Annotated in this window: 22 protein-coding genes; all 22 read left to right on the top strand. The window is 68.7% G+C overall.

The window, feature by feature from the left end:
* Positions 1-44 precede the first annotated feature (44 nt).
* Positions 45-788: a 3-oxoacyl-ACP reductase FabG gene (gene fabG, locus FHW85_RS05050; protein ID WP_167257591.1), complete on the top strand. Its 744-nt coding sequence runs from the start codon at positions 45-47 to the stop codon at positions 786-788.
* 315 nt (positions 789-1,103) lie between these two features.
* Positions 1,104-1,343, top strand: a complete 240-nt coding sequence (gene acpP / locus FHW85_RS05045; protein WP_026634450.1) for an acyl carrier protein — start codon at positions 1,104-1,106, stop codon at positions 1,341-1,343.
* A gap of 204 nt (positions 1,344-1,547) precedes the next feature.
* Positions 1,548-2,786, top strand: coding sequence for a beta-ketoacyl-ACP synthase II (fabF, locus tag FHW85_RS05040; RefSeq protein ID WP_167257592.1), 1,239 nt, complete (start codon positions 1,548-1,550; stop codon positions 2,784-2,786).
* A 7-nt stretch (positions 2,787-2,793) separates the two neighbouring features.
* Entirely contained in the window at positions 2,794-4,143 is a 1,350-nt protein-coding gene (locus tag FHW85_RS05035; RefSeq protein ID WP_168647567.1) for an aminodeoxychorismate synthase component I, read from the top strand.
* Positions 4,143-4,970 carry an aminodeoxychorismate lyase gene (pabC, locus tag FHW85_RS05030; RefSeq protein WP_168647566.1) on the top strand — a complete coding sequence of 276 codons (828 nt, stop codon included), beginning with the start codon at positions 4,143-4,145 and terminating at the stop codon, positions 4,968-4,970. The genes FHW85_RS05035 and pabC overlap by 1 nt, the downstream gene beginning before the upstream one ends.
* Entirely contained in the window at positions 4,967-6,004 is a 1,038-nt protein-coding gene (gene mltG / locus FHW85_RS05025; protein ID WP_168647565.1) for an endolytic transglycosylase MltG, read from the top strand. The genes pabC and mltG overlap by 4 nt, the downstream gene beginning before the upstream one ends.
* Positions 6,001-6,639, top strand: a complete 639-nt coding sequence (tmk, locus tag FHW85_RS05020) for a dTMP kinase (RefSeq protein WP_168647564.1) — start codon at positions 6,001-6,003, stop codon at positions 6,637-6,639. Before mltG ends, tmk begins: the two co-directional genes overlap by 4 nt.
* The gene (holB, locus tag FHW85_RS05015) at positions 6,636-7,571 is read left to right on the top strand and encodes a DNA polymerase III subunit delta' (protein ID WP_168647563.1); all 936 of its coding nucleotides are present in this window, start codon (positions 6,636-6,638) and stop codon (positions 7,569-7,571) included. The genes tmk and holB overlap by 4 nt, the downstream gene beginning before the upstream one ends.
* Positions 7,572-7,724: 153 nt before the next feature.
* A complete protein-coding gene (locus tag FHW85_RS05010) occupies positions 7,725-9,380 on the top strand; it encodes a glycosyltransferase family 39 protein (protein WP_167257598.1) in 1,656 nt (551 codons plus the stop codon).
* Complete coding sequence (locus FHW85_RS05005; RefSeq protein WP_168647562.1) at positions 9,371-10,297, top strand: PIG-L family deacetylase; 927 nt, start codon at positions 9,371-9,373, stop codon at positions 10,295-10,297. The genes FHW85_RS05010 and FHW85_RS05005 overlap by 10 nt, the downstream gene beginning before the upstream one ends.
* Before the next feature lie 116 nt (positions 10,298-10,413).
* Positions 10,414-10,770: a PilZ domain-containing protein gene (locus FHW85_RS05000; protein WP_035322846.1), complete on the top strand. Its 357-nt coding sequence runs from the start codon at positions 10,414-10,416 to the stop codon at positions 10,768-10,770.
* A gap of 311 nt (positions 10,771-11,081) precedes the next feature.
* Complete coding sequence (locus FHW85_RS04995; RefSeq protein ID WP_167257634.1) at positions 11,082-11,438, top strand: NADH-quinone oxidoreductase subunit A; 357 nt, start codon at positions 11,082-11,084, stop codon at positions 11,436-11,438.
* Positions 11,429-11,986 carry an NADH-quinone oxidoreductase subunit B gene (locus tag FHW85_RS04990; protein WP_026634440.1) on the top strand — a complete coding sequence of 186 codons (558 nt, stop codon included), beginning with the start codon at positions 11,429-11,431 and terminating at the stop codon, positions 11,984-11,986. Before FHW85_RS04995 ends, FHW85_RS04990 begins: the two co-directional genes overlap by 10 nt.
* Positions 11,987-11,997: 11 nt before the next feature.
* A complete protein-coding gene (locus FHW85_RS04985) occupies positions 11,998-12,726 on the top strand; it encodes an NADH-quinone oxidoreductase subunit C (RefSeq protein ID WP_167257600.1) in 729 nt (242 codons plus the stop codon).
* Positions 12,727-12,728: 2 nt separating this feature from the next.
* The gene (locus tag FHW85_RS04980; RefSeq protein WP_167257601.1) at positions 12,729-13,982 is read left to right on the top strand and encodes an NADH-quinone oxidoreductase subunit D; all 1,254 of its coding nucleotides are present in this window, start codon (positions 12,729-12,731) and stop codon (positions 13,980-13,982) included.
* An 18-nt stretch (positions 13,983-14,000) separates the two neighbouring features.
* Entirely contained in the window at positions 14,001-14,528 is a 528-nt protein-coding gene (gene nuoE / locus FHW85_RS04975) for an NADH-quinone oxidoreductase subunit NuoE (protein WP_167257602.1), read from the top strand.
* Positions 14,529-14,541: 13 nt separating this feature from the next.
* The gene (gene nuoF, locus FHW85_RS04970) at positions 14,542-15,852 is read left to right on the top strand and encodes an NADH-quinone oxidoreductase subunit NuoF (RefSeq protein ID WP_167257603.1); all 1,311 of its coding nucleotides are present in this window, start codon (positions 14,542-14,544) and stop codon (positions 15,850-15,852) included.
* Positions 15,849-18,173, top strand: a complete 2,325-nt coding sequence (gene nuoG, locus FHW85_RS04965) for an NADH-quinone oxidoreductase subunit NuoG (protein WP_168647561.1) — start codon at positions 15,849-15,851, stop codon at positions 18,171-18,173. Before nuoF ends, nuoG begins: the two co-directional genes overlap by 4 nt.
* Before the next feature lie 3 nt (positions 18,174-18,176).
* A complete protein-coding gene (gene nuoH, locus FHW85_RS04960) occupies positions 18,177-19,205 on the top strand; it encodes an NADH-quinone oxidoreductase subunit NuoH (protein WP_167257605.1) in 1,029 nt (342 codons plus the stop codon).
* A gap of 8 nt (positions 19,206-19,213) precedes the next feature.
* The gene (nuoI, locus tag FHW85_RS04955) at positions 19,214-19,705 is read left to right on the top strand and encodes an NADH-quinone oxidoreductase subunit NuoI (RefSeq protein ID WP_167257606.1); all 492 of its coding nucleotides are present in this window, start codon (positions 19,214-19,216) and stop codon (positions 19,703-19,705) included.
* Between the two features lie 14 nt (positions 19,706-19,719).
* Positions 19,720-20,376, top strand: coding sequence for an NADH-quinone oxidoreductase subunit J (locus FHW85_RS04950; RefSeq protein ID WP_167257635.1), 657 nt, complete (start codon positions 19,720-19,722; stop codon positions 20,374-20,376).
* Complete coding sequence (nuoK, locus tag FHW85_RS04945) at positions 20,373-20,678, top strand: NADH-quinone oxidoreductase subunit NuoK (RefSeq protein WP_026634431.1); 306 nt, start codon at positions 20,373-20,375, stop codon at positions 20,676-20,678. The genes FHW85_RS04950 and nuoK overlap by 4 nt, the downstream gene beginning before the upstream one ends.
* The last annotated feature ends 2 nt before the right edge of the window (positions 20,679-20,680 follow it).

The following is a 20,680-nucleotide window of genomic DNA, read 5'->3' as shown; positions in this document are numbered from 1 at the left end:
GCGCCCACGCCACTCATCACACCAGACCTCAGGAACAAGCAACGATGAGCAAGCCTCTGCAAGGTGAAATCGCCCTCGTCACCGGCGCCAGCCGCGGCATCGGCGCGGCGATCGCCGACGAACTGGCCGCCCAGGGCGCCACCGTGATCGGCACTGCCACCAGCGCAAGCGGCGCCGCCGCGATCGGCGAGCGCCTGGCGCCGCACGGCGGCCAGGGCCGCGTGCTCAATGTGACCGAAACCGGCGCGATCGAAGCGCTGGTCGACGCCATCGGCAAGGAGGTCGGCGCGCTTTCCATCCTGGTCAACAACGCCGGCATCACCCGCGACCAGCTGCTGATGCGCATGCGCGACGAGGACTGGCAGGCCATCCTCGACACCAACCTCACCTCGGTCTACCGCGCCTCCAAGGCGGTGATGCGCGGCATGATGAAGGCGCGCAAGGGCCGCATCGTGTCGATCGCCTCGGTCATCGGCCTCACCGGCAATCCGGGCCAGTCGAACTACGCGGCGGCGAAGGCCGGCATCATCGCGTTCTCCAAGTCGCTGGCGCGCGAGATCGGCAGCCGCGGCATCACCGTCAACGTGGTGGCGCCGGGCTTCATCGACACCGACATGACGCGCGCGCTGCCGGAAGAATCCAAGCAGGCGCTGCTGGGCCAGATCGCGCTGGGCCGCCTGGGCGAAGCGCAGGATATTGCCAAGGCGGTGGCCTTCCTGGCCTCGCCGGCGGCTGCCTACATCACCGGCGAGACGCTGCACGTCAACGGCGGCATGTACATGCCGTAAGGCCGGTTTCCAACGGTCCGGACAGAGCCGTCCCGAGGGGCGGCTCCATCGTTTCCGCGGTCGTGTTTCCGGACATCCGCCCGGGTATGCATGACCACCCCGGGCGCCAACGGCCAGACCGTCCGCCCGGCCCGGCAGAGCCCGCCAGGGCGGGGCGGCCGGGGTTGTCGCCATCGGACCGTTTTTAGGAGACAATTACGCTTTCGCGCCGGTCGTCAGGGCCAGCGCCTTACCAACGTTGGTGGACCGTGGCGGGAGCTGAGGCTTAGCCACTACAATCCGCCGGCATTTTTGTCCTTGGGAGGTATTGGCAACATGAGCACCATCGAAGAGCGCGTCAAAAAGATCGTTGTTGAGCAGCTGGGCGTGAAGGAAGATGAGGTTCAGCCGAGCTCGTCGTTCGTTGACGATCTGGGCGCGGATTCGCTGGACACCGTCGAACTGGTGATGGCGCTCGAGGAAGAGTTCGAGACCGAGATCCCGGACGAAGAGGCCGAGAAGATCACCACGGTGCAGCAGGCCGTCGACTACATCAAGGCCCACACCAAGGAGTGATCGTGCCTGGCGGGCCCGGCCTGCCTCACGACGCGACACCAGAAAGCTGCGCCACATTGGCGCAGTTTTCGTTTCTGCAATTTGCAACGTCCTAACCCGTATGGTTCGCGTCTCGCGCAACATACGGCGAAGACGGCATCCACGCGGTCTCCGCGGGATGGCTGCCCTCGCGGCAGGCACACGGAACCATGAAGGAAGATCAGCATGAGCAAACGACGTGTGGTGGTTACCGGCCTCGGCATCATCTCGCCGGTCGGCAACGATATCGCCACGGCCTGGGACAACGTTCTCAAGGGCGTGAGCGGCATCGGTGCGGTGACCCATTTCGACGCCACGAACTACGCCACCCGCATCGCCGGCCAGGTGCGTGATTTCGATCCGGCGCAGTGGATCGCGCCGAAGGACATCAAGAAGATGGACCCCTTCATCCACTACGGCATCGCCGCGGGCACGCAAGCCCTGCGCGATTCCGGGCTGGAGGTGACCGAAGCCAATGCGCCGCGCATCGGCGTGGCGGTGGCGGCCGGCATCGGCGGCCTGCACACCATCGAGCACACCTCGATCGAACTGCACGAGAAGGGCCCGCGCCGCGTGTCGCCGTTCTTCGTGCCCAGCTCGATCATCAACATGGTGTCCGGCCACCTGTCGATCATGTACGGCCTGAAGGGCCCGAACATCGCCTGCGTCACCGCCTGCACCACGGCCACCCACAACATCGGCCTGGCCGCGCGCATGATCCAGTACGGCGATGCCGACGCGATGATCGCCGGCGGCGCCGAGTTCGCCACCACCGGCACCGCCATGGCCGGCTTCTGCTCGGCCAAGGCCATGTCCACCCGCAACGACGAGCCGACCAGGGCCAGCCGTCCGTGGGACAAGGACCGCGATGGCTTCGTGCTGTCCGACGGCGCCGGCGTGCTGATGCTGGAAGAGTACGAACACGCCAAGGCTCGCGGCGCGAAGATCTACGCCGAGCTGATCGGCTTCGGCATGAGCGGCGACGCCTACCACATCACCGCGCCCAGCGAGGGCGGCGAAGGTGCGGCGCGCTGCATGGAGAACACGCTGAAGGATGCCGGCATCAACCCGGCCGACGTGCAGTACGTCAACGCGCACGGCACCTCCACGCCGCTGGGCGACCTGGGCGAAGTGCTGGCCGCCAAGCGCGTGTTCGGCGACCACGCCTACAAGCTGGCGATGAGCTCGACCAAGTCGGTCACCGGCCATCTGCTCGGCGCGGCCGGCGGCGTCGAAGCGATCTTCACCATCCTGGCGCTGCGCGACCAGGTGCTGCCGCCGACGGTGAACCTGGACGAGCCGGGCGAAGGCTGCGATCTGGACTTCGTGCCGCACACCGCGCGCGAAGCCAAGGTCGACGTTGCTCTCTCCAACTCCTTCGGCTTCGGCGGCACCAACGGCACGCTGGCGTTCCGCCGCCTCTGACCGGCGCGTGACCTCCATCAGCCGCACCCTGCACGGCCGGCGCGACCTGCTCGCGCCGGCCGCTGCATTTCCGGAGCGCTATCCCTGCCTGCTGCAAAGCGTGGTGCGCGGCACCCCGCAGGCGCGCTTCGACCTGCTGTTCGCCTTTCCGCGCGACAGCCTGACCCTGCACGGCGACGGCCGCGTGCTGGACGGGCAGGGCGCGGAACACGCGGGCGGTTTTCTCCATGCGCTCGACGCCGCCTGGCAGGCCGAACGCCTGCCGCGCGACGCGGACGACGGCCTGCCGTTCCACGGTGGCTGGGTGCTGCTGCTGGCGTATGAACTGGCCGGCGAAATCGAGCCGCGCCTGCGCCTGGCGCAGGACGAGGTCCTGCCGGTGGCGCTGGCGCTGCGTTGCCCCGCGGCAGTCATCGTCGACCACGAACGCGAGCGCACCGTGCTGGTCGCCGAAGCCGGCTGCGAGGCACTGCTCGAGCGCATGGCCGCCGACCTCGAGGCGCACGCGGACATCGCGCCGCTGCCGCTGCCGGTGGCGCGCGACGAAGACGATCCGCAGCTGTTCCTCGACGGCGTGGCGCGCATCCACGAACACCTGCATGCCGGCGACATCTTCCAGGTGAACCTGTCGCGCGCATGGCGCGCGCAGTTCGCCGAAGCGCCCGCGCCGGCTTCGCTCTATGCCTCGCTGCGCCAGGCCAATCCGGCGCCGTTCGCCGGCCTGCTGCAGCAGCCGGCCTGGGCGGTGGTGAGTTCCTCGCCCGAGCGGCTGGTGGAAGCGCGCGGCGGTATCGCGCAGACGCGGCCGATCGCCGGCACGCGCCCGCGCACGCCGGCGGACGACGAGCTGGCGCGCATCCGCGAGCTGCGCACGCATCCGAAGGAGCGCGCCGAGCACGTGATGCTGATCGACCTGGAACGCAACGATCTTGGCCGCGTCTGCGTGCCGGGCACGGTGCAGGTCGACGAGCTGATGGTGGTGGAGAGCTATGCCCACGTGCACCACATCGTGTCCAACGTGCGCGGCAAGCTGCGCGCCGGGGTGACGCCGGGGCAGGTGATCGCCGCCACCTTCCCGGGCGGCACCATCACCGGCTGCCCCAAGGTGCGCTGCATGGAAATCATCGCGGCGCTGGAGCACGCGCCGCGCGGCGCCTATACCGGCGCGCTGGGCTATCTCGACCGCAACGGCGATCTGGACCTCAACATCCTGATCCGCACGCTCACTCTTTGCGGCCGCCAGGTCAGCCTGCGCGCGGGCGCGGGCATCGTCGCCGACTCGGTGGCGGACAAGGAGCTGGACGAAACCCGCGCCAAGGCGCGCGGCCTGCTGCGCGCGCTGGGAGCGGCGGACTGATGGCGGCGCCGCTGCGCCTGCTGGTCGACGGCGCGGCGGACGCTGCGCTGTCGCCGCTGGATCGCGGGCTGGCCTACGGCGACGGGCTGTTCGAGACGATCCGCTTCGTCGCCGGCCGTGCGCCGTTGTGGCCGCGGCATATGCAGCGCCTGCGCGAGAGCTGCGCACGCCTGCGCCTGCTGGCGCCGGATGAAGCCTTGCTTGCACGCGAAGCGGCTGCCGTCGCGGACGGTATGGCCGACGCCGTCGTGCGCATCACCATCACCCGCGGCGTGGCCGAGCGCGGCTATGCCATGCCCGCATCGCCGCAGCCCACCCGCATCGTCGCCGCGTTCGCCGCGCCCGTGACGGCGCCGGAGACGTACCGCGACGGCCTGCGCCTGCGCCTGTGCCAGCTGCGCCTGGCCGAGCAGCCGCTGCTGGCCGGCATCAAGCATCTGAACCGCCTGGAACAGGTGCTGGCGCGGGCGGAATGGGACGATCCCTCCATCGCCGACGGCCTGCTGCTCGACGGCGCCGGCCGCGTGATCTGCACCACCATGGCCAACCTGTTCGCGGTGATCGGCGGCGCGCTGGTGACGCCCTCGCTGGAGCGCTGCGGCGTGGCCGGCGTGGCGCGTGCGGAAGTGCTGGCCGTGCGCGAGGTGCGGGTGCGGGAACTGGCCCTGGGTGAGCTGCTGCATGCGCAGGAGCTGTTCCTCAGTTCCAGCGTGCGCGGCATCGTGCCGGTGCGGAGCATGGCCGAGACCGTGTATGTTCCCGGACCGGTCACCCGCGCCCTGCAGTCGCACTGGCGCGAGCTTGGTTTTCCGACGGAGCACTCATGAGTCGACGCAAGACGAAAGGGCGCGCGCTGGGCCGCGGCCTGGTTCTCCTGCTGCTGCTGGCGGTCGCCGGCGCGCTGGCCTACGGCTGGCGCGAGTTCGCGCGCTTCAGCGCGGCGCCGCTGAACGTGCAGGTGCAGGGGCAAAGTATCGACGTCGGCCGCGGCAGCAGCCTGAAAGAGATCGTGGCGCAGCTGCGCGCGCAAGGCGTCAGCGCCGAGCATCCGCTGTACTGGCGCGCGCTGGCCGAACAGCTGCGCGTGGCCGGCCGCCTGCATGCCGGCGAATACGCGCTCACCCCCGGCATGACGCCGCGCGACCTGCTCGCCAACATGGCCGCGGGCCGGGTGATGCAGCGCAACTTCACCATCGTCGACGGCTGGACCTTCCGCGAACTGCGCCAGGCCCTGGCCAAGGCCGACAAGCTGCGCCAGGACGGCGTCGCGCTGGACGACAGCCAGCTGATGGACAAGATCGGCGCCGCCGGCGAGATGCCGGAAGGCCGCTTCCTGCCGGAGACCTACGCCTACGTCAAAGGCGACAGCGACCTGGACGTGCTCAAGCGCGCGCATACCGCCATGAGCAAGACACTCGACGCGCTGTGGGCGCAGCGCGACAAGGACGTGCCGCTGGCCACGCCGTACGAGGCGCTGATCCTCGCCTCCATCGTGGAGAAGGAAACCGGCCGCGCCGACGAGCGTCGGCGCATCGCCGGCGTGTTCGTGCGCCGCCTGCGCACGCACATGCTGCTGCAGACCGATCCCACCGTGATCTACGGCATGGGCGAGAGCTATGCCGGCAATATCCACCGCAGCGACCTCACCACCGACACGCCGTACAACACCTACACCCGCGCCGGCCTGCCGCCGACGCCGATCGCCCTGCCGGGCAAGCCGGCGCTGGAAGCGGCGCTGCATCCGGCGGCTGGCAGCGAGCTGTATTTCGTCGCGCGCGGCGACGGCAGCCATGTGTTCTCCAGTACGCTGGACGAACACAATCGCAATGTCGCCTGTTATCAGTTGAAGCGGTGCCAATGAGCCAGACACGCGGAAAATTCATCAGCCTCGAAGGCGGCGAAGGCGCGGGCAAGAGCACCTTGCTGGCCGGGCTGCGCGCCTGCATCGAAGCGCGCGGCGTCGACCTGCTGCTGACCCGCGAGCCGGGCGGCACCACCCTGGGCGAGGCGGTGCGCGGCATCGTGCTCGATCCCGCCTTGCGCGGCATGGCCGCGGAAACCGAATTGCTGCTGATGTTCGCTTCGCGCGCGCAGCTGGTGCGCGAGCTGATCGAGCCGGCGCTGGCCGCCGGCCGCTGGGTGCTGTGCGACCGCTTCACCGACGCCAGCTACGCCTACCAGGGCGGCGGGCGCGGCCAGCCGGTCGAACGCATCGAGGCGCTGGAGCAGTGGGCCACCGGCGGTCTCGCGCCCGACCTCACCTTGCTGCTGGACTTGCCCGTCGCTACCGGCCGCGCGCGCGCCGCGGGGCGCGGCGAAGCGGATCGCATCGAGGTGGAAGCGGATGCGTTCTTCGAGCGCGTGCGCGCCGCCTATCGCACGCGCGCCGCGGCGCAGCCGCAGCGCTTCCGCGTGATCGACGCCAGCCATTCGCCGGCGGAAGTGCTGCGCGCAGCCGAGCAGGCGATTGCGCCCTTGTTCGAGGCTGCGCCATGAGCGCGATGCCCTGGCATGCGGAACTGTGGGAACGCCTGCAGGCGCGCCGCCGCCGCGATGCCATGCCGCACGCGCTGCTGCTGTGCGGGCCGGCGGGCCTGGGCAAGCGCGACTTTCTGCGCCGCTTCGTGCGCGGCTTGCTGTGCGAGCAGTCCGTCGACGGCGATGCCTGCGGCCGCTGCCGCAGCTGCCTGTTGCTGGACGCGGGCACGCATCCGGACTTGATCGCCTTGAGCTTCGGCCTGCGCAAGGACGGCGTGCAGCGCAGCGACATCGTGGTCGACCAGATCCGCGATCTTTCCTCGCGCCTGGCCATGGCCAGCCAGTTCGGCGGCTGGCAGATCGCCACCATCGATCCGGCCGATTTCATGAATACCGCGGCGGCGAACGCGCTGCTGAAGACGCTGGAAGAACCTTCGCGGAACACCTTGCTGCTGCTGGTGGCCGACGCGCCCTGGCGCATGCCGCAGACCATCCGCAGCCGCTGCCAGCGCATCGAATTCCAGGTGCCTGCGCGCGAGGAGGCACTGGCCTGGCTGCAGGGCGAGGGCGTGAAGGATGCGGCCGCCGCGCTCGATGCGGCCGGCGGCAATCCCGGCCTGGCCAAGGCCTGGGCGGAGCAGGGCGCGCTCGCGCGCCGCCAGGAAGTGCGCAAGGACCTCGCCGCGCTCGCGGCCGGCCGCGGCGAAACCATGGAAGTGGTGCGCCGCTGGCTGGACAACGAACCGGAGCAGCGCCTGTGGTTCGCCGCGCAGGCCGCGGCCGACGAAGCGCGCGGCCGTGCGGGTGCGGGCAACGGTCCGCTGTCCAGCCATCTGGATGCCGAAGCGCTCGACGACTGGTATCGCGCCGCCAACCATGCGCGCGATGCCTTGCGCGGTCCGCTGCGCGGCGACCTGCTGCTGCTGGAATTGCTCTCGCGCTGGCGCTGACTCGCACCGCGGCGTAGGTTGGGGTGAGCCGCAGGCGAACCCCAACGTCTACACCTTTGCACTGCGATGTTGGGGGTCGCCTGCGGCTCACCCCAACCTCCGATGTCCTGGACTGGAAAGCTCGCAGACAGCCCGTTTTTCTAAACTGGCTGGATGAGTTTTGCCAAGGAAAAACCCTTCACGGTTCGGTGGCCATGGCTGGCATTGGCGCTGCTCGCCGTGCTGCGCCTGGCGTGGTTGAACGCCTATCCGCTCAATTCCGACGAAGCGCAGCACGCGCACGTGGCCTGGGCATGGACGCAGGGGCTGCACGTCTACCGCGATGTGTTCGACAACCACGGCCCGCTGTTCAGCGGCCTGCACTCGCTGGTGCTGGACCTGATCGGCGCGCGCGCCGACGCGCTGACCTGGCTGCGCCTGTCGATGCAGGCCTGGTATGCGCTGGCGCTGTTCGCGGTGTGGCGCATGGGGCGCCGGCTGTACACGCCGAACATCGCGTTCTACGCGATGCTGATCGTGGCCCTGGTGCCGCGCTTCTTCCTGGTCAGTGGCCAGTTCCGCACCGACGACATGTGGATGGCGCTGTGGCTGGCGGCGCTGGCCGTGGTGGTGGGCGCGCCGCCGCGGGCGTGGCGCTGGTTCGTCGCGGGCGTGCTGGTGGGCGCGGCCTTGTCGGTGTCGCAGAAGACGTTGGTGCTGCTGGGCGTGGCCGGCTTCGCGGGCCTGGTGGTGTCGCTGGCGCGGCCGCCGGGGCGGCGCGTGCCGCGGCTGCGTTCGCTCGCCTGCGGCATCGCGGGCCTGCTGCTGGTGCCGGCGCTGTTCGCGCTGTGGCTGGCCTGGCGCGGCGACCTGGGGCCGGCGTGGTACGGGCTGGTCGGCTACAACGTCGGCGGCGCGCGCAAGGCGTATGCGCTGCCCAAGCTGCTGGTCTTCGTGCTGCTGTCGGGCGTGTGCGTGCGGCTGGCTTATGGGCATGTGCGGCGCGTGGCGCGCGAGGTGTTCGATTGGCCCGTATTCCTGGCGCTGCAGGCGGGCCTGTTCCTGTTCCTGGTGTGGTTCGTGTGGCCGCTGATCACCGCGCAGGATTTCCTGCCGGCGATCCCGCCGCTGGTGCTGGTGCTGGCCGGTGCGATCGCGCGGCTGCCGTGGCTGCGCGAAAGCGCGGCACGCCGGCGCGCGGTGGGCAAGGTGGTGATCGGTGTCGAACTGGCCGCGCTGCTGCTCGGCGCGCCGCCGTGGCTGGACCGCCTCGCGCCGCAGCGCGCGGAGCTGGCCGCGGTGCTGCACTACACCGATGCGGGCGAGACGGTGATGGACCCCAAGGGCGACGCCATCTTCCGCCCGCGGCCGTATTTTCCGGTGATCGAAAGCATGGCGATGATCCGCCTGCGCCGCGGCCATATGGCCGACACCATCGCCGAGGAAATGGCGCGCGACCGCACCATGCTGGTGCTGCGCCGGCGCCTGCCGCCGGCCAGCGATGCCTTCGTGCGGCGCAATTACCTGCCGCTGCGCGACGAGGTATGGCTGGCCGGCCAGTACCTGCCGCCTGCATCGGGAACACGTTCCGTCGACCTCGCCTTGGCGGGCAGTTATGTACTGAGCGACGGCAAGGGCCTGGTGCAGGCCTCGGTCGACGGTGCGCCCGCCGGTACGGCATGGACCTTGGCCGCGGGACGCCATCGCATCGACGCCGCCAATGGCCGTGCCCTGGTGCTGGTCTGGAAACGCGCCTGGGAGCGCGGCTGGCGACCGGCGGCATTGCCGCCGCCGGTGGAAGACGAGGAGGGCGCGGACGCATGCCAGTGACGATCGACGCGCGGACCCGCCTGCTGGTGGTGGCGCCGCATCCGGACGACGAAAGCATCGCCACCGGCGAATTGATCCAGCACGTGCGCGCCGCGGGCGGCGCGGTGGAGATCCTGCTGCTCACCTTGGGCGACAACAATCCCTGGCCGCAGCGCTGGCTGGAACGCCGGCTGCGCATCCGCGCCGAGGACCGCCGCCGCTGGGGCGCGCGCCGGCGCCAGGAAGTGGCCGGTGCGCTGGCGCGGCTGGGCCTGCCGCAGGAAGCGCTGCATCCGCTGGGCCTGCCGGACATGGGCCTGACCGCGTGCATCCGCGACGACCTCGATGGCCAGCTGCGCGCCTGGACCGGCTGGCTGGATCGCTGCCGGCCGAACCTCATCGCCGTGCCGGCGCTCGGCGACGGCCACCCCGACCACAGCGCCGCCCATGTGCTGCTGCGCCTGGCGGTGGCGCGCTGGCGGGAAGCGGGGCAGGGCGAGGCGCCGTTGCTGCTGAGCTACCTGGTGCATGGCCGCGCGGCGGAGCGCGGCGAAGCGGTCGCGCTGCCTTCCTTCGCGGCCATCCATGCGGCCAAGCTGGCCGCGCTGGACGAGCACCAGAGCCAGGTCGCGCTCAGCGGCGGACGCATGCGCGGACTGGCCGGGCGGCCGGAAGTGTTCCGCACGGTGGAGCCTGCCGGCGGCGAAGGCTGGCTGCCGTGGCAGCCTTCCGCCACGCAGCGGCCCTGGCTCAAGCTGACCCTGGCCGGCCGCGACGGCGCATGCACCTGGCCCTGGTCGAAGGCGCCGCTGGAGCGCGATGCCTCGGGCCGCTGGCGCCTGTTGCCGGAAGCGGCGCCCGGCCCGCGCTTCGTCAAGCTCCATTGCGAGCTGCCGTCGCTGTGGATCTTCGACCGCTGGGGCTGGTGCGAGCTGTAGCGGGCGGCTGTGAACCGGCTCCCACGGCAGGTCATGCACGCTTTACGCCCAGGCGGGCCGCTCGCTACGATGCCCGCCATCGGGCCGACACCGTCCACGGCCCGCGGGGACGCAGCATGAATCCGGCCATCGCGGCCCGCCAGGGCATCATTTCATTGAAGATCAAGGACACGGCCGCGCTCTACAACGCGTACATGCCGTTCCTCAAGCACGGCGGCCTGTTCGCCCCCACCGCCCAGGGCTATTCGCTGGGTGACGAAGTGGTGCTGCTGGTCAACCTCGCCGACGAAGGCGAGCGCCTGTCGGTGGCCGGCAAGGTGGTCTGGGTCACGCCGGTCGGCGCCCAGGGCAACCGCACGGCCGGCATCGGCGTGCAGTTCAACGATTCCTCCGACGGCGAAGTCGCGCGTTCCCGCATCGAGGCCATCCTGGCCGGCATGAGCGGCTCCGAACGCCCCACTCACACGATGTAACGCCGCCGTCACGGCAGCAGGCGCGGCATGGCGTCGCGGGGCCGGCTGCCGCCTGCCGGCAGCGCTTGCCAGCAGGCCGATGAAATAGCCGTCAAGGCTTGTTGTTGTTAAACGCACTGATACAATGTCCCGATTCCCGAATTCGATCGTGGAAAGTCGGACGCTCGTGCTTGCAACGCGCGCGATCGTGGCTCGAAAGCCCGCGGCCTCCTGGCCATGCCGATCCGCAGTAGACCGGACCTGTTTTACCCCTGGCCGTTTCCCCCGGACGGTCACTGATGCGCCCCGGCGGCGCGGAGGTACGCGACATCGTGCTTGCCGAATACTGGCCCATCCTGCTCTTCATCGGCGTCGCGACGGGCTTAGGGCTCGTCCTGCTGGCCATCGGCCTGCTGGCCGGCCCCCGCCGTCCCGAATCGGAAAAGCTCTCGCCCTACGAGTGCGGCTTCGAGGCCTTCGAGGACGCCCGCATGCGCTTCGACGTGCGCTATTACCTGCTGGCGATCCTCTTCATCATCTTCGACCTGGAAATCGCCTTCCTGTTTCCGTGGGCGGTGGTGTTCGACAAGATCGGCTTGACGGCCCTGATCGAAATGGCCTTGTTCCTGCTGCTCCTGGTGATCGGTTTTGCTTACGTGTGGAAGAAGGGAGCACTGGAATGGGAGTGATCTCCTCGCTTGACCGGGTGATGCACAACCCGCAGCCGCTGAACGTGGTGGACGACATCCTGCGTCCGGCCGGCGACAACCCGGTGATCCAGCGCGGCGCGGTGACCACCACGGTCGACGCGCTGATGAACTGGGCGCGCACCGGCTCGATGTGGCCGATGACCTTCGGCCTGGCCTGCTGCGCGGTCGAGATGATGCACGCTGGCGCCGCGCGCCTGGACCTGGACCGCTACGGCGTGATCTTCCGTCCCAGCCCGCGCCAGTCCGACGTGATGATCGTGGCCGGCACCCTGGTCAACAAGATGGCCCCGGCGCTGCGCAAGGTCTACGACCAGATGCCCGACCCCAAGTGGGTGATCTCGATGGGCAGCTGCGCCAACGGCGGCGGCTACTACCACTATTCGTATTCCGTGGTGCGCGGCTGCGACCGCATCGTGCCGGTGGACATCTACGTGCCGGGCTGCCCGCCGACGGCCGAAGCGCTGATCCACGGCATCCTGCAGTTGCAGAAGAAAATCCGCCGCACCAGCACCATCGCGCGGTCCTGAGGCCTTAAGCCATGAGCGAAACGCAAACGAACTCGCTGGCCGAGCGCCTGTCCGCGCGATTCGGCGACACGCTGAAGATCAGCGTCGCCCGCACCGAAGTCACCGCCGAAGTGGCCGCCGCCGACCTGATCGCGGTGGCCACCGCGCTGCGCGACGAGCCGGCCTTCCGCTTCGGCGAGCTGATCGACCTGTGCGGCGTGGACTACCTCGGCTACGGCCAGACCGAATGGGATACCGAGACGGTGTCCGGCACCGGTTTCTCGCGCGGCGTCGAAGGCGAGGCGATGGGCCGCTTCAAGTGGGCCGACCGTCCGCGCGACGTCAGCCAGCCGCGCCGCTTCGCCGCGGTCATCCACCTGCTGTCGGTCGAGAACAACCAGCGCCTGCGCCTGCGCGTGTTCGGCGAGGACGACAGCCTGCCGGTGGTGCCCTCGGTCACCGGCGTGTGGGCCGGTTCCAACTGGTTCGAGCGCGAGGCGTTCGACCTCTACGGCATCATCTTCGAAGGCCATCCGGACCTGCGCCGCATCCTCACCGACTACGGTTTCGTGGGGCATCCGTTCCGCAAGGACTTCCCGCTGATCGGCAACGTCGAAGTGCGCTACGACCCCGAGCAGAAGCGCGTGGTCTACGAACCCGTGTCGATCGAGCCGCGCGTGCTGGTGCCGCGCGTGATCCGCGATGACGCCGACCTGTTGCAGGCCAAGGCCGAAGCCGCCGATAACTGGCGGGAGAACTGAGCATGCAGGAAATCCGCAACTACACGATGAACTTCGGCCCGCAGCATCCGGCCGCGCACGGCGTGCTGCGCCTGGTGCTGGAGATGGACGGCGAGACCATCGTCCGCGCCGACCCGCACGTGGGCCTGCTCCATCGCGGCACCGAGAAGCTGGCCGAGGCCAAGCCGTTCAACCAGTCGATCGGCTACATGGACCGCCTCGACTACGTGTCGATGATGTGCAACGAGCACGCCTACGTGCGCGCGATCGAGACCCTGCTGGGCATCGAGGCGCCGGAACGCGCGCAGTACATCCGCACCATGTTCGACGAGATCACCCGCATCCTGAATCACCTGATGTGGATCGGCTCGAACGCGCTCGATCTCGGCGCGATGGCGGTGTTCCTGTACGCCTTCCGCGAACGCGAAGAACTGATGGACGTGTACGAGGCCGTCTCCGGCGCCCGCATGCACGCCACGTACTACCGTCCGGGCGGCGTCTACCGCGACCTGCCGGGCAAGATGTCGCAGTACCGCGAGTCGCCCTGGCACAAGGGCAGCGACCTCAAGCGCCTGAACGCCTGGCGCGAGGGTTCCATGCTCGACTTCCTCGAGGCCTTCACCGCCGACTTCCCGTCGAAGGTGGACGAGTACGAGGAACTGCTCACCAACAACCGTATCTGGAAGCAGCGCACCGTCGGCATCGGCGTGATCTCGCCGGAGCTGGCCCAGCAGTGGGGCATGACCGGCGCGATGATCCGCGGCTCGGGCGTGGCCTGGGACCTGCGCAAGAAGCAGCCCTACGCCAAGTACGCCGAGATGGATTTCGACATCCCGGTCGGCGTCAACGGCGACTGCTACGACCGGTACCTGGTGCGCGTGGAAGAAATGCGCCAGTCCAACCGCATCATCCAGCAGTGCGTGGCCTGGCTGCGCGCCAACCCGGGCCCGGTGATGGTGGAGAACTTCAAGGTCGCGCCGCCCAGGCGCGAGGCCATGAAGGAGGACATGGAAGCCCTCATCCACCATTTCAAACTGTTCACCGAAGGCTACGGCGTGCCGGCCGGCGAGACCTACTGCGCGGTCGAGGCGCCGAAGGGCGAGTTCGGCTGCTACCTGGTCTCCGACGGCGCCAACAAGCCGTTCCGCGTGCACCTGCGCGCGCCGGGCTTTGCCCATCTGTCGTCGATCGATCCCATCGTGCGCGGCCACATGCTGGCCGACGTGGTGGCGATGATCGGCACCTATGACCTCGTGTTCGGCGAAGTCGATCGCTGAGCCGACGGGAGCATACGCATGAAAGCCACCGGAAATTACGAGCAGGTCAAGCACGTCGACCCGCTCGTCGCACTCAACGAGCACACCCGCCATCACATCGACGAGTGGGTTGCCAAGTTCCCGCCAGACCGCAAGCGCTCGGCGCTGATCCAGGCGCTGTTCGCCGCGCAGGAGCAGAACCAGGGCTTCCTCACCGACGAGCTGATCACCGCCGTCGCCAAGTACCTGGAGCTGCCCGCGGTGTGGGCGTACGAGGTGGCCAGCTTCTATTCGATGCTGGAGACCAGGCCGGTCGGCCGCAACAACGTCGCCATCTGCACCAACATCTCGTGCTGGCTCAACGGCGCCGAGGCGCTGGTCGCGCATTGCGAGAAGAAGCTGGGCATCAAGCTGGGCGAGAGCACCCCGGATGGCCGCGTCTACCTCAAGCGCGAAGAAGAATGCATCGCCGCCTGCGCCTGCGCGCCGGCGATGACCGTCAACGGGCATTACCACGAGCGTCTCACGGCCGACAAGGTCGACGAGATCCTCGACGGTCTCAAGTAAGGGTCACGGCGTCATGGCATACGGTCCCGCACCCCAGGAACACCAGGTCGTCTACACCACGCTGCATTTCGACAAGCCGTGGGCGATGGACAGCTACACCCAGGTCGGCGGCTATGAAGCGTGGAAGAAGATCCTCGCCGAGAAGCCCGACCCGAACGCGCTGATCGAAGAGATCAAGAAGAGCAATCTGCGCGGCCGCGGCGGCGCGGGCTTCCCGACCGGCCTGAAGTGGTCCTTCATGCCCAAGGGCAACATGCAGAAGTACATCCTCTGCAACTCCGACGAGTCGGAGCCGGGCACCTGCAAGGACCGCGACATCCTGCGCTTCAACCCGCATGCGGTGATCGAGGGCATGGCCATCGCCTGCTACTGCACCGGCTCCACCGCGGCGTACAACTACCTGCGCGGCGAGTTCCACCACGAACCCTTCGAGCACTTCGAGGAAGCGCTCAAGGAAGCGTATGCCGCGGGCCTGCTGGGCAAGAACATCCAGGGCACCGGCCTGGACGTGGACATCTACGGCGCGCTCGGCGCCGGCGCCTACATCTGCGGCGAGGAAACCGCGCTGATGGAATCGCTGGAAGGCAAGAAGGGCCAGCCGCGCTTCAAGCCGCCGTTCCCGGCCAACTTCGGCCTGTACGGCAAGCCGTCGACCATCAACAACACCGAAACCTACGCCTCGGTGCCGGCGATCCTGCGCAAGGGCGCGGACTGGTTCCTGGCGCAGAGCAAGACCAAGAACGGCGGCCCGAAGATCTTCTCGGTCTCCGGCTGCGTGCAGAAGGGCGGCAATTTCGAAGTGCCGCTGGGCACCACCTTCGACGAGCTGCTGGAAATGGCCGGCGGCCTGCGTCCGGGCCGCACGCTCAAGGGCGCGATCCCGGGCGGCGTGTCGATGCCGGTGCTGACGGCGGCGCAGCTGAAGGGCCTGCCGTTCGACTACGACACCCTGCGCGACCTCAAGACCGGCCTGGGTTCCGGCGCCATCGTGGTGCTGGACGACACCGTCTGCACGGTGCGCTTCACCCGCCGCATCTCGCAGTTCTTCCATAAGGAATCCTGCGGCCAGTGCACGCCGTGCCGCGAAGGCACCGGCTGGATGCACCGCGTGCTGGACCGCATCGTGGAAGGCAAGGGCACCATGGACGACCTGCATCGCCTGAAGGCGATCGCGGGCCAGATCGAAGGCCACACCATCTGCGCGTTCGGCGAGGCGGCGGCTTGGCCGGTGCAGGGTTTCCTGCGCCAGTTCTGGCATGAATTCGAGTACTACATCGTCAACGGGCGTTCCATCGTCGACGACCAGATCGGAGTCGCCGCATGAGCGCGCAGCCCGTGAACAACACGCCGCCCGATCTCCTCAACATCGAGGTCGACGGCAAGCCCACGCAGATCCGCAAGGGCGCCATGATCATCGAAGCGGCGGACGCCATCGGCGTGTCGATCCCGCGCTTCTGCTATCACCGCAAGCTGCCCATCGCCGCCAACTGCCGCATGTGCCTGGTGGAAGTGGAAATGGGCGGCAAGCCCATGCCCAAGCCGCAGCCGGCCTGCGCCACCCCGGTGGCCGAGGGCATGAAGGTCACCACGCGTTCCGCCGGCGCGCTGAAGTTCCAGCGCGACGTGATGGAATTCCTGCTGATCAACCATCCGCTGGACTGCCCGATCTGCGACCAGGGCGGCGAGTGCGAACTGCAGGACGTGGCCCTGGGCTACGGCCGCAGCGTGTCGCGCTACACCGAGCGCAAGCGCACCATCGCCGATGAAAACCTCGGGCCGCTGGTGGCCACCGAGATGACCCGCTGCATCCAGTGCACGCGCTGCGTGCGCTTCACCAGCGAGATCGCCGGCACCTACGAGCTGGGCGGCATGAGCCGCGGCGACAACCTGCAGATCGGCACCTATATCGGCAAGGCGCTGGAGACCGAGCTGTCCGGCAACGTCATCGACGTGTGCCCGGTCGGCGCGCTCACCAACAAGCCGTTCCAGTTCAAGGCGCGCGCCTGGGAGCTGGTGGCCAAGCCGTCCGTCGGCTACCACGACGCGCTGGGTTCCAACCTGTGGCTGCATACGCGCCGCGGCGAGGTGCTGCGCACGGTGCCGCGCGACAACGAAAGCATCAACGAGTGCTGGCTGTCGGACCGCGACCGCTACAGCCACCAAGGCATGTACGCGGCCGACCGCATCACCGCGCCGCAGGTCAAGCGCAACGGCCAGTGGCAGTCGACCACCTGGGAAGACGCGCTGATCGTGGCCGGCGAAGCGCTGGCCAAGGCGCGCGGCGAACTCGGCTTCCTGGTTTCCCCGGCCACCACCAACGAGGAAGGCGACCTGCTGGTGCGCCTGGCCCATGGTCTGGGTTCGGCGCATATCGACCACCGCCTGCGCCAGACCGACTTCGCCGACCAGGCCCACGCCCAGGCCTTCGGCCTGCCGGTGGCGGAAGTGGACAAGGTCAAGGCCGCGCTGCTGGTCGGCGCCGACCTGCGCTACGAAATGCCGCTGCTGAACCATCGCGTGCACCAGGCGGTGAAGAAGGGCGCCAAGGTCTACGCCGTCAATCCGGCGCGCTTCAACTTCAACTACGCGCTGGCCGGCGAAGAGATCGTCGCGCCGCAGGCCATGGCCGACGCGCTGCTTGCGCTGGCCAAGGCGGCAGTGCAGGGCGGTGCCACCGCACCGGCCGCGCTGGCTGCCGCCATCGACGCCGTGCAGGCCGACGACGGCGACCGCGGCGCGATCGACGCGCTGAAGGCCGGCAAGGCCGTGGTGATCCTCGGCGAAGCCGCCGCGACGCATCCGCAGGCCTCCTGGCTGCGCGCGATCGCGCGCTTCATCGCCCAGGCCACCGGCGCCGGCTACAACGAAATCCCGGTCGGCGCCAACGCGCTGGGCCTGAGCCGCGTCGGCGTGCTGCCGGGCAACGGCGGCCTCGACGCGCAGGCGATGCTGGCGCAGCCGCGCAAGGCCTACGTGCTGTACGGCGTGGAGCTGCCGCACGACGTCGCCGACGGCGCCGCCGCGCTGCAGGCGCTGACCGCCGCCGAAAGCGTGGTCGCGTTCTCCGCCTACGCCACCCCGGCGCTGCGCGACCTGGCCGACGTGATCCTGCCGATCGCGCTGCTGCCGGAAATCGACGGCACCCTGGTCAACGTCGATGGCCTCGCGCAGAGCGTGGTCCAGGGCGCCCGCGCGCCCGGCGACGCCCGCCAGGGCTGGAAGGTGCTGCGCGCGCTCGGCGGCGGCCTGAAGCTGGCCGGCTTCGAGTTCGACGACCTGGCCGGCCTGCGCGACGGCATCGCCGACCGCGTGCCGGCTGCCCGCGAAGGCCTGGCGCCGCGCGCCGCGGCCGACGGCCTCACCCGTCTGGCCACCTGGCCGATGTACCGCTCCGACGCCGTGCTGCGCCGCGCGGGCGCGCTCAGCGCGCATCCGCTGAACCGCGAGCCGGCCGTGCGCCTGAGCGCGGCCGAAGCGCAGCGCCTGGGCCTGGCCGACGGCGCTTCGGTGCGCATCGGCAAGGTCGCGCTGCCGGTGGCCGTCGACGAGTCGGTGCCGGACGGCACCGCCTGGATCGAAGCCGCGCACGAACTCACCGCCACGCTGCCGCCTTACGGCGCGGCCATCACCTTGAGCAAGGCGTAAGCCATGGGCGAACAGATCCTCAACCAGCTCGTCTGGCCGATCATCTACATCCTGTGCATCGCCGTTCCGGTGATCCTGGCGGTGGCGATGTTCGTGTACTGGGAGCGCAAGGTCATCGGCTGGATGCACGTGCGCATGGGGCCGAACAAGATCGGTCCGCTTGGCTTGCTGCAGGCCTTCGCCGACGTGGTGAAGCTGCTGATCAAGGAAGTGATCCTTCCGACCAGCGCGAATAAGTTCCTGTACTACCTGGCGCCGCTGCTGGCCCTGGTGCCGGCGATGGCCGCGTGGGCGGTGATCCCGTTCAACGACAAGATGGTGCTGGCCAACGTCAACGCCGGCGTGCTGTACCTGCTGGCGATGACCTCGCTGGGCGTGTACGGCATCATCCTGGCCGGCTGGGCCTCCAACTCGCGCTACGCGCTGCTGGGCGCGATGCGTTCCGCCGCGCAGGTCATCTCCTACGAGCTGGCGATGGGCCTGTGCCTGGTCTGCGTGCTGGTGCTGGCCGGCAGCCTGAACCTCACCGACATCGTGCATGCGCAGTCGGGCAGCAAGGGCATCTTCGAGTGGTTCATGTGGCCGCTGCTGCCGGTGTTCGTCATCTACTTCATCTCCGGCGTGGCCGAGACCAACCGCGCGCCGTTCGACGTGGCCGAAGGCGAGTCGGAAATCGTCGCCGGCTTCCACGTGGAGTATTCGGGTTCTGCGTTCGCCATCTTCTTCCTGGCCGAATACGCCAACATGATCCTGGTCAGCTTCCTGGCCGCGATCCTGTTCATGGGCGGCTGGCTGTCGCCGTTCCCCTCGTCGGTGCCGTTCCTGGGGCAGGGCAGCTTCTTCTGGCTGTTCGCGAAGGCGTTCTTCTTCGCCTTCCTGTTCCTGTGGTTCCGCGCCAGCTTCCCGCGCTACCGCTATGACCAGATCATGCGGCTGGGCTGGAAGGTGTTCATTCCCATCACCATCGTCTGGGTTCTCGTGGCCGGCTGCATGAAGTATTTCGGCTGGGTCAGCATCGGCACGGGAGGCTGAAGAAAACCATGTCCGGCATTAGCAACTATTTCAAGAGCCTGCTGCTCATCGAGCTGTTCAAGGGCATGGGCCTGACCATGCGCTACATGTTCAGCCCCAAGTACACGATGCGCTACCCGATGGAGCACATCCCCAAGTCGAACCGCTTCCGCGGCCTGCATGCGCTGCGCCGCTACGCCAACGGCGAGGAACGCTGCATCGCGTGCAAGCTGTGCGAGGCGGTGTGCCCCGCGCTGGCCATCACCATCGACTCCGCCCCGCGCGAGAGCGACGGCCAGCGCCGCACCACGCGCTACGACATCGACCTGTTCAAGTGCATCTTCTGCGGCTTCTGCGAGGAGAGCTGCCCGGTCGACTCCATCGTCGAGACGCACGTGCACGAATACCACTTCGAAAAGCGTGGCGAAAACGTGGTGACCAAGCCGCAGCTGCTCGCCATCGGCGACCGCTTCGAGCATGAAGTCGCCGCCGCCCGCGCCCAAGACGCCGCGTACCGCTAAAGGACACAACCGTGATCGATCCGTCTGTGTTCCAACTTGTCTGCTTCTACGCTTTCGCGGCGGTCACCGTGGTGGCGGCGCTGGGCGTCATCACCCTGCGCAACTCGGTGCATGCCGTGCTGTCGCTGGTGCTGACCTTCTTCAGCACGGCCTGCATCTGGCTGCTGGCCGAGGCGGAGTTCCTGGCCATCGCGCTCATCGTGGTCTACGTCGGCGCGGTGATGGTGCTGTTCCTGTTCGTGGTGATGATGCTGGACATCAAGCAGGAGCACCTGCGCGAAGGCTTCATCCGCTACCTGCCGGTGGGCATCGTGGTGGCCGTGGTGATGCTGGTGGAAATGCTCGCCCTGATCGGCGTGCGCACCATGCACGAGGCGGTGATGGGGGCCAACCCGGCCACCGCCGCCGGCCTGTCCAACACGCAGTGGCTGGGCCAGGCGCTGTACACCCAGTTCCTGCTGCCGTTCGAGATCGCCGCGCTGATCCTGACCGTGGGCGTGGTCGCGGCCGTGGCGCTGACCCTGCGCCACCGCGGCGGCACCCGCCACCAGACGGCCGCGCAGCAGGTCGCCGTGAAGGCCACCGACCGCGTGCGCATCGTGAAGATGGCGGCCGAGCGCCCCGCGACCGACGCGCCCGCGCAGACCCAGAATCCGGAGACCAAGCCATGATCACGCTGTCGCACTTCATCGTGCTTGGCGCGGTGCTGTTCTGCATCGCGGTGGCCAGCCTGTTCATCAACCGCAAGAACGTCATCGTGCTGCTGATGTCGATCGAGCTGATGCTGCTGGCCGTGAACATCAACTTCGTGGCCTTCTCGCGCTTCCTCGGCGACGTGGCCGGCCAGGTGTTCGTGTTCTTCATCCTCACCGTGGCCGCGGCGGAAACCGCCATCGGCCTGGCGATCCTGGTCCTGCTGTTCCGCAATCGCAGCACGATCAACATCGCCGAAATCGACAGCATGAAGGGCTGAGC

The sequence above is a fragment of the Dyella sp. SG609 genome, assembly GCF_012275375.1.
In the GTDB taxonomy this organism is placed as follows: domain Bacteria; phylum Pseudomonadota; class Gammaproteobacteria; order Xanthomonadales; family Rhodanobacteraceae; genus Dyella_D; species Dyella_D marensis.
This window is presented reverse-complemented; position numbering and strand designations above follow the sequence as displayed.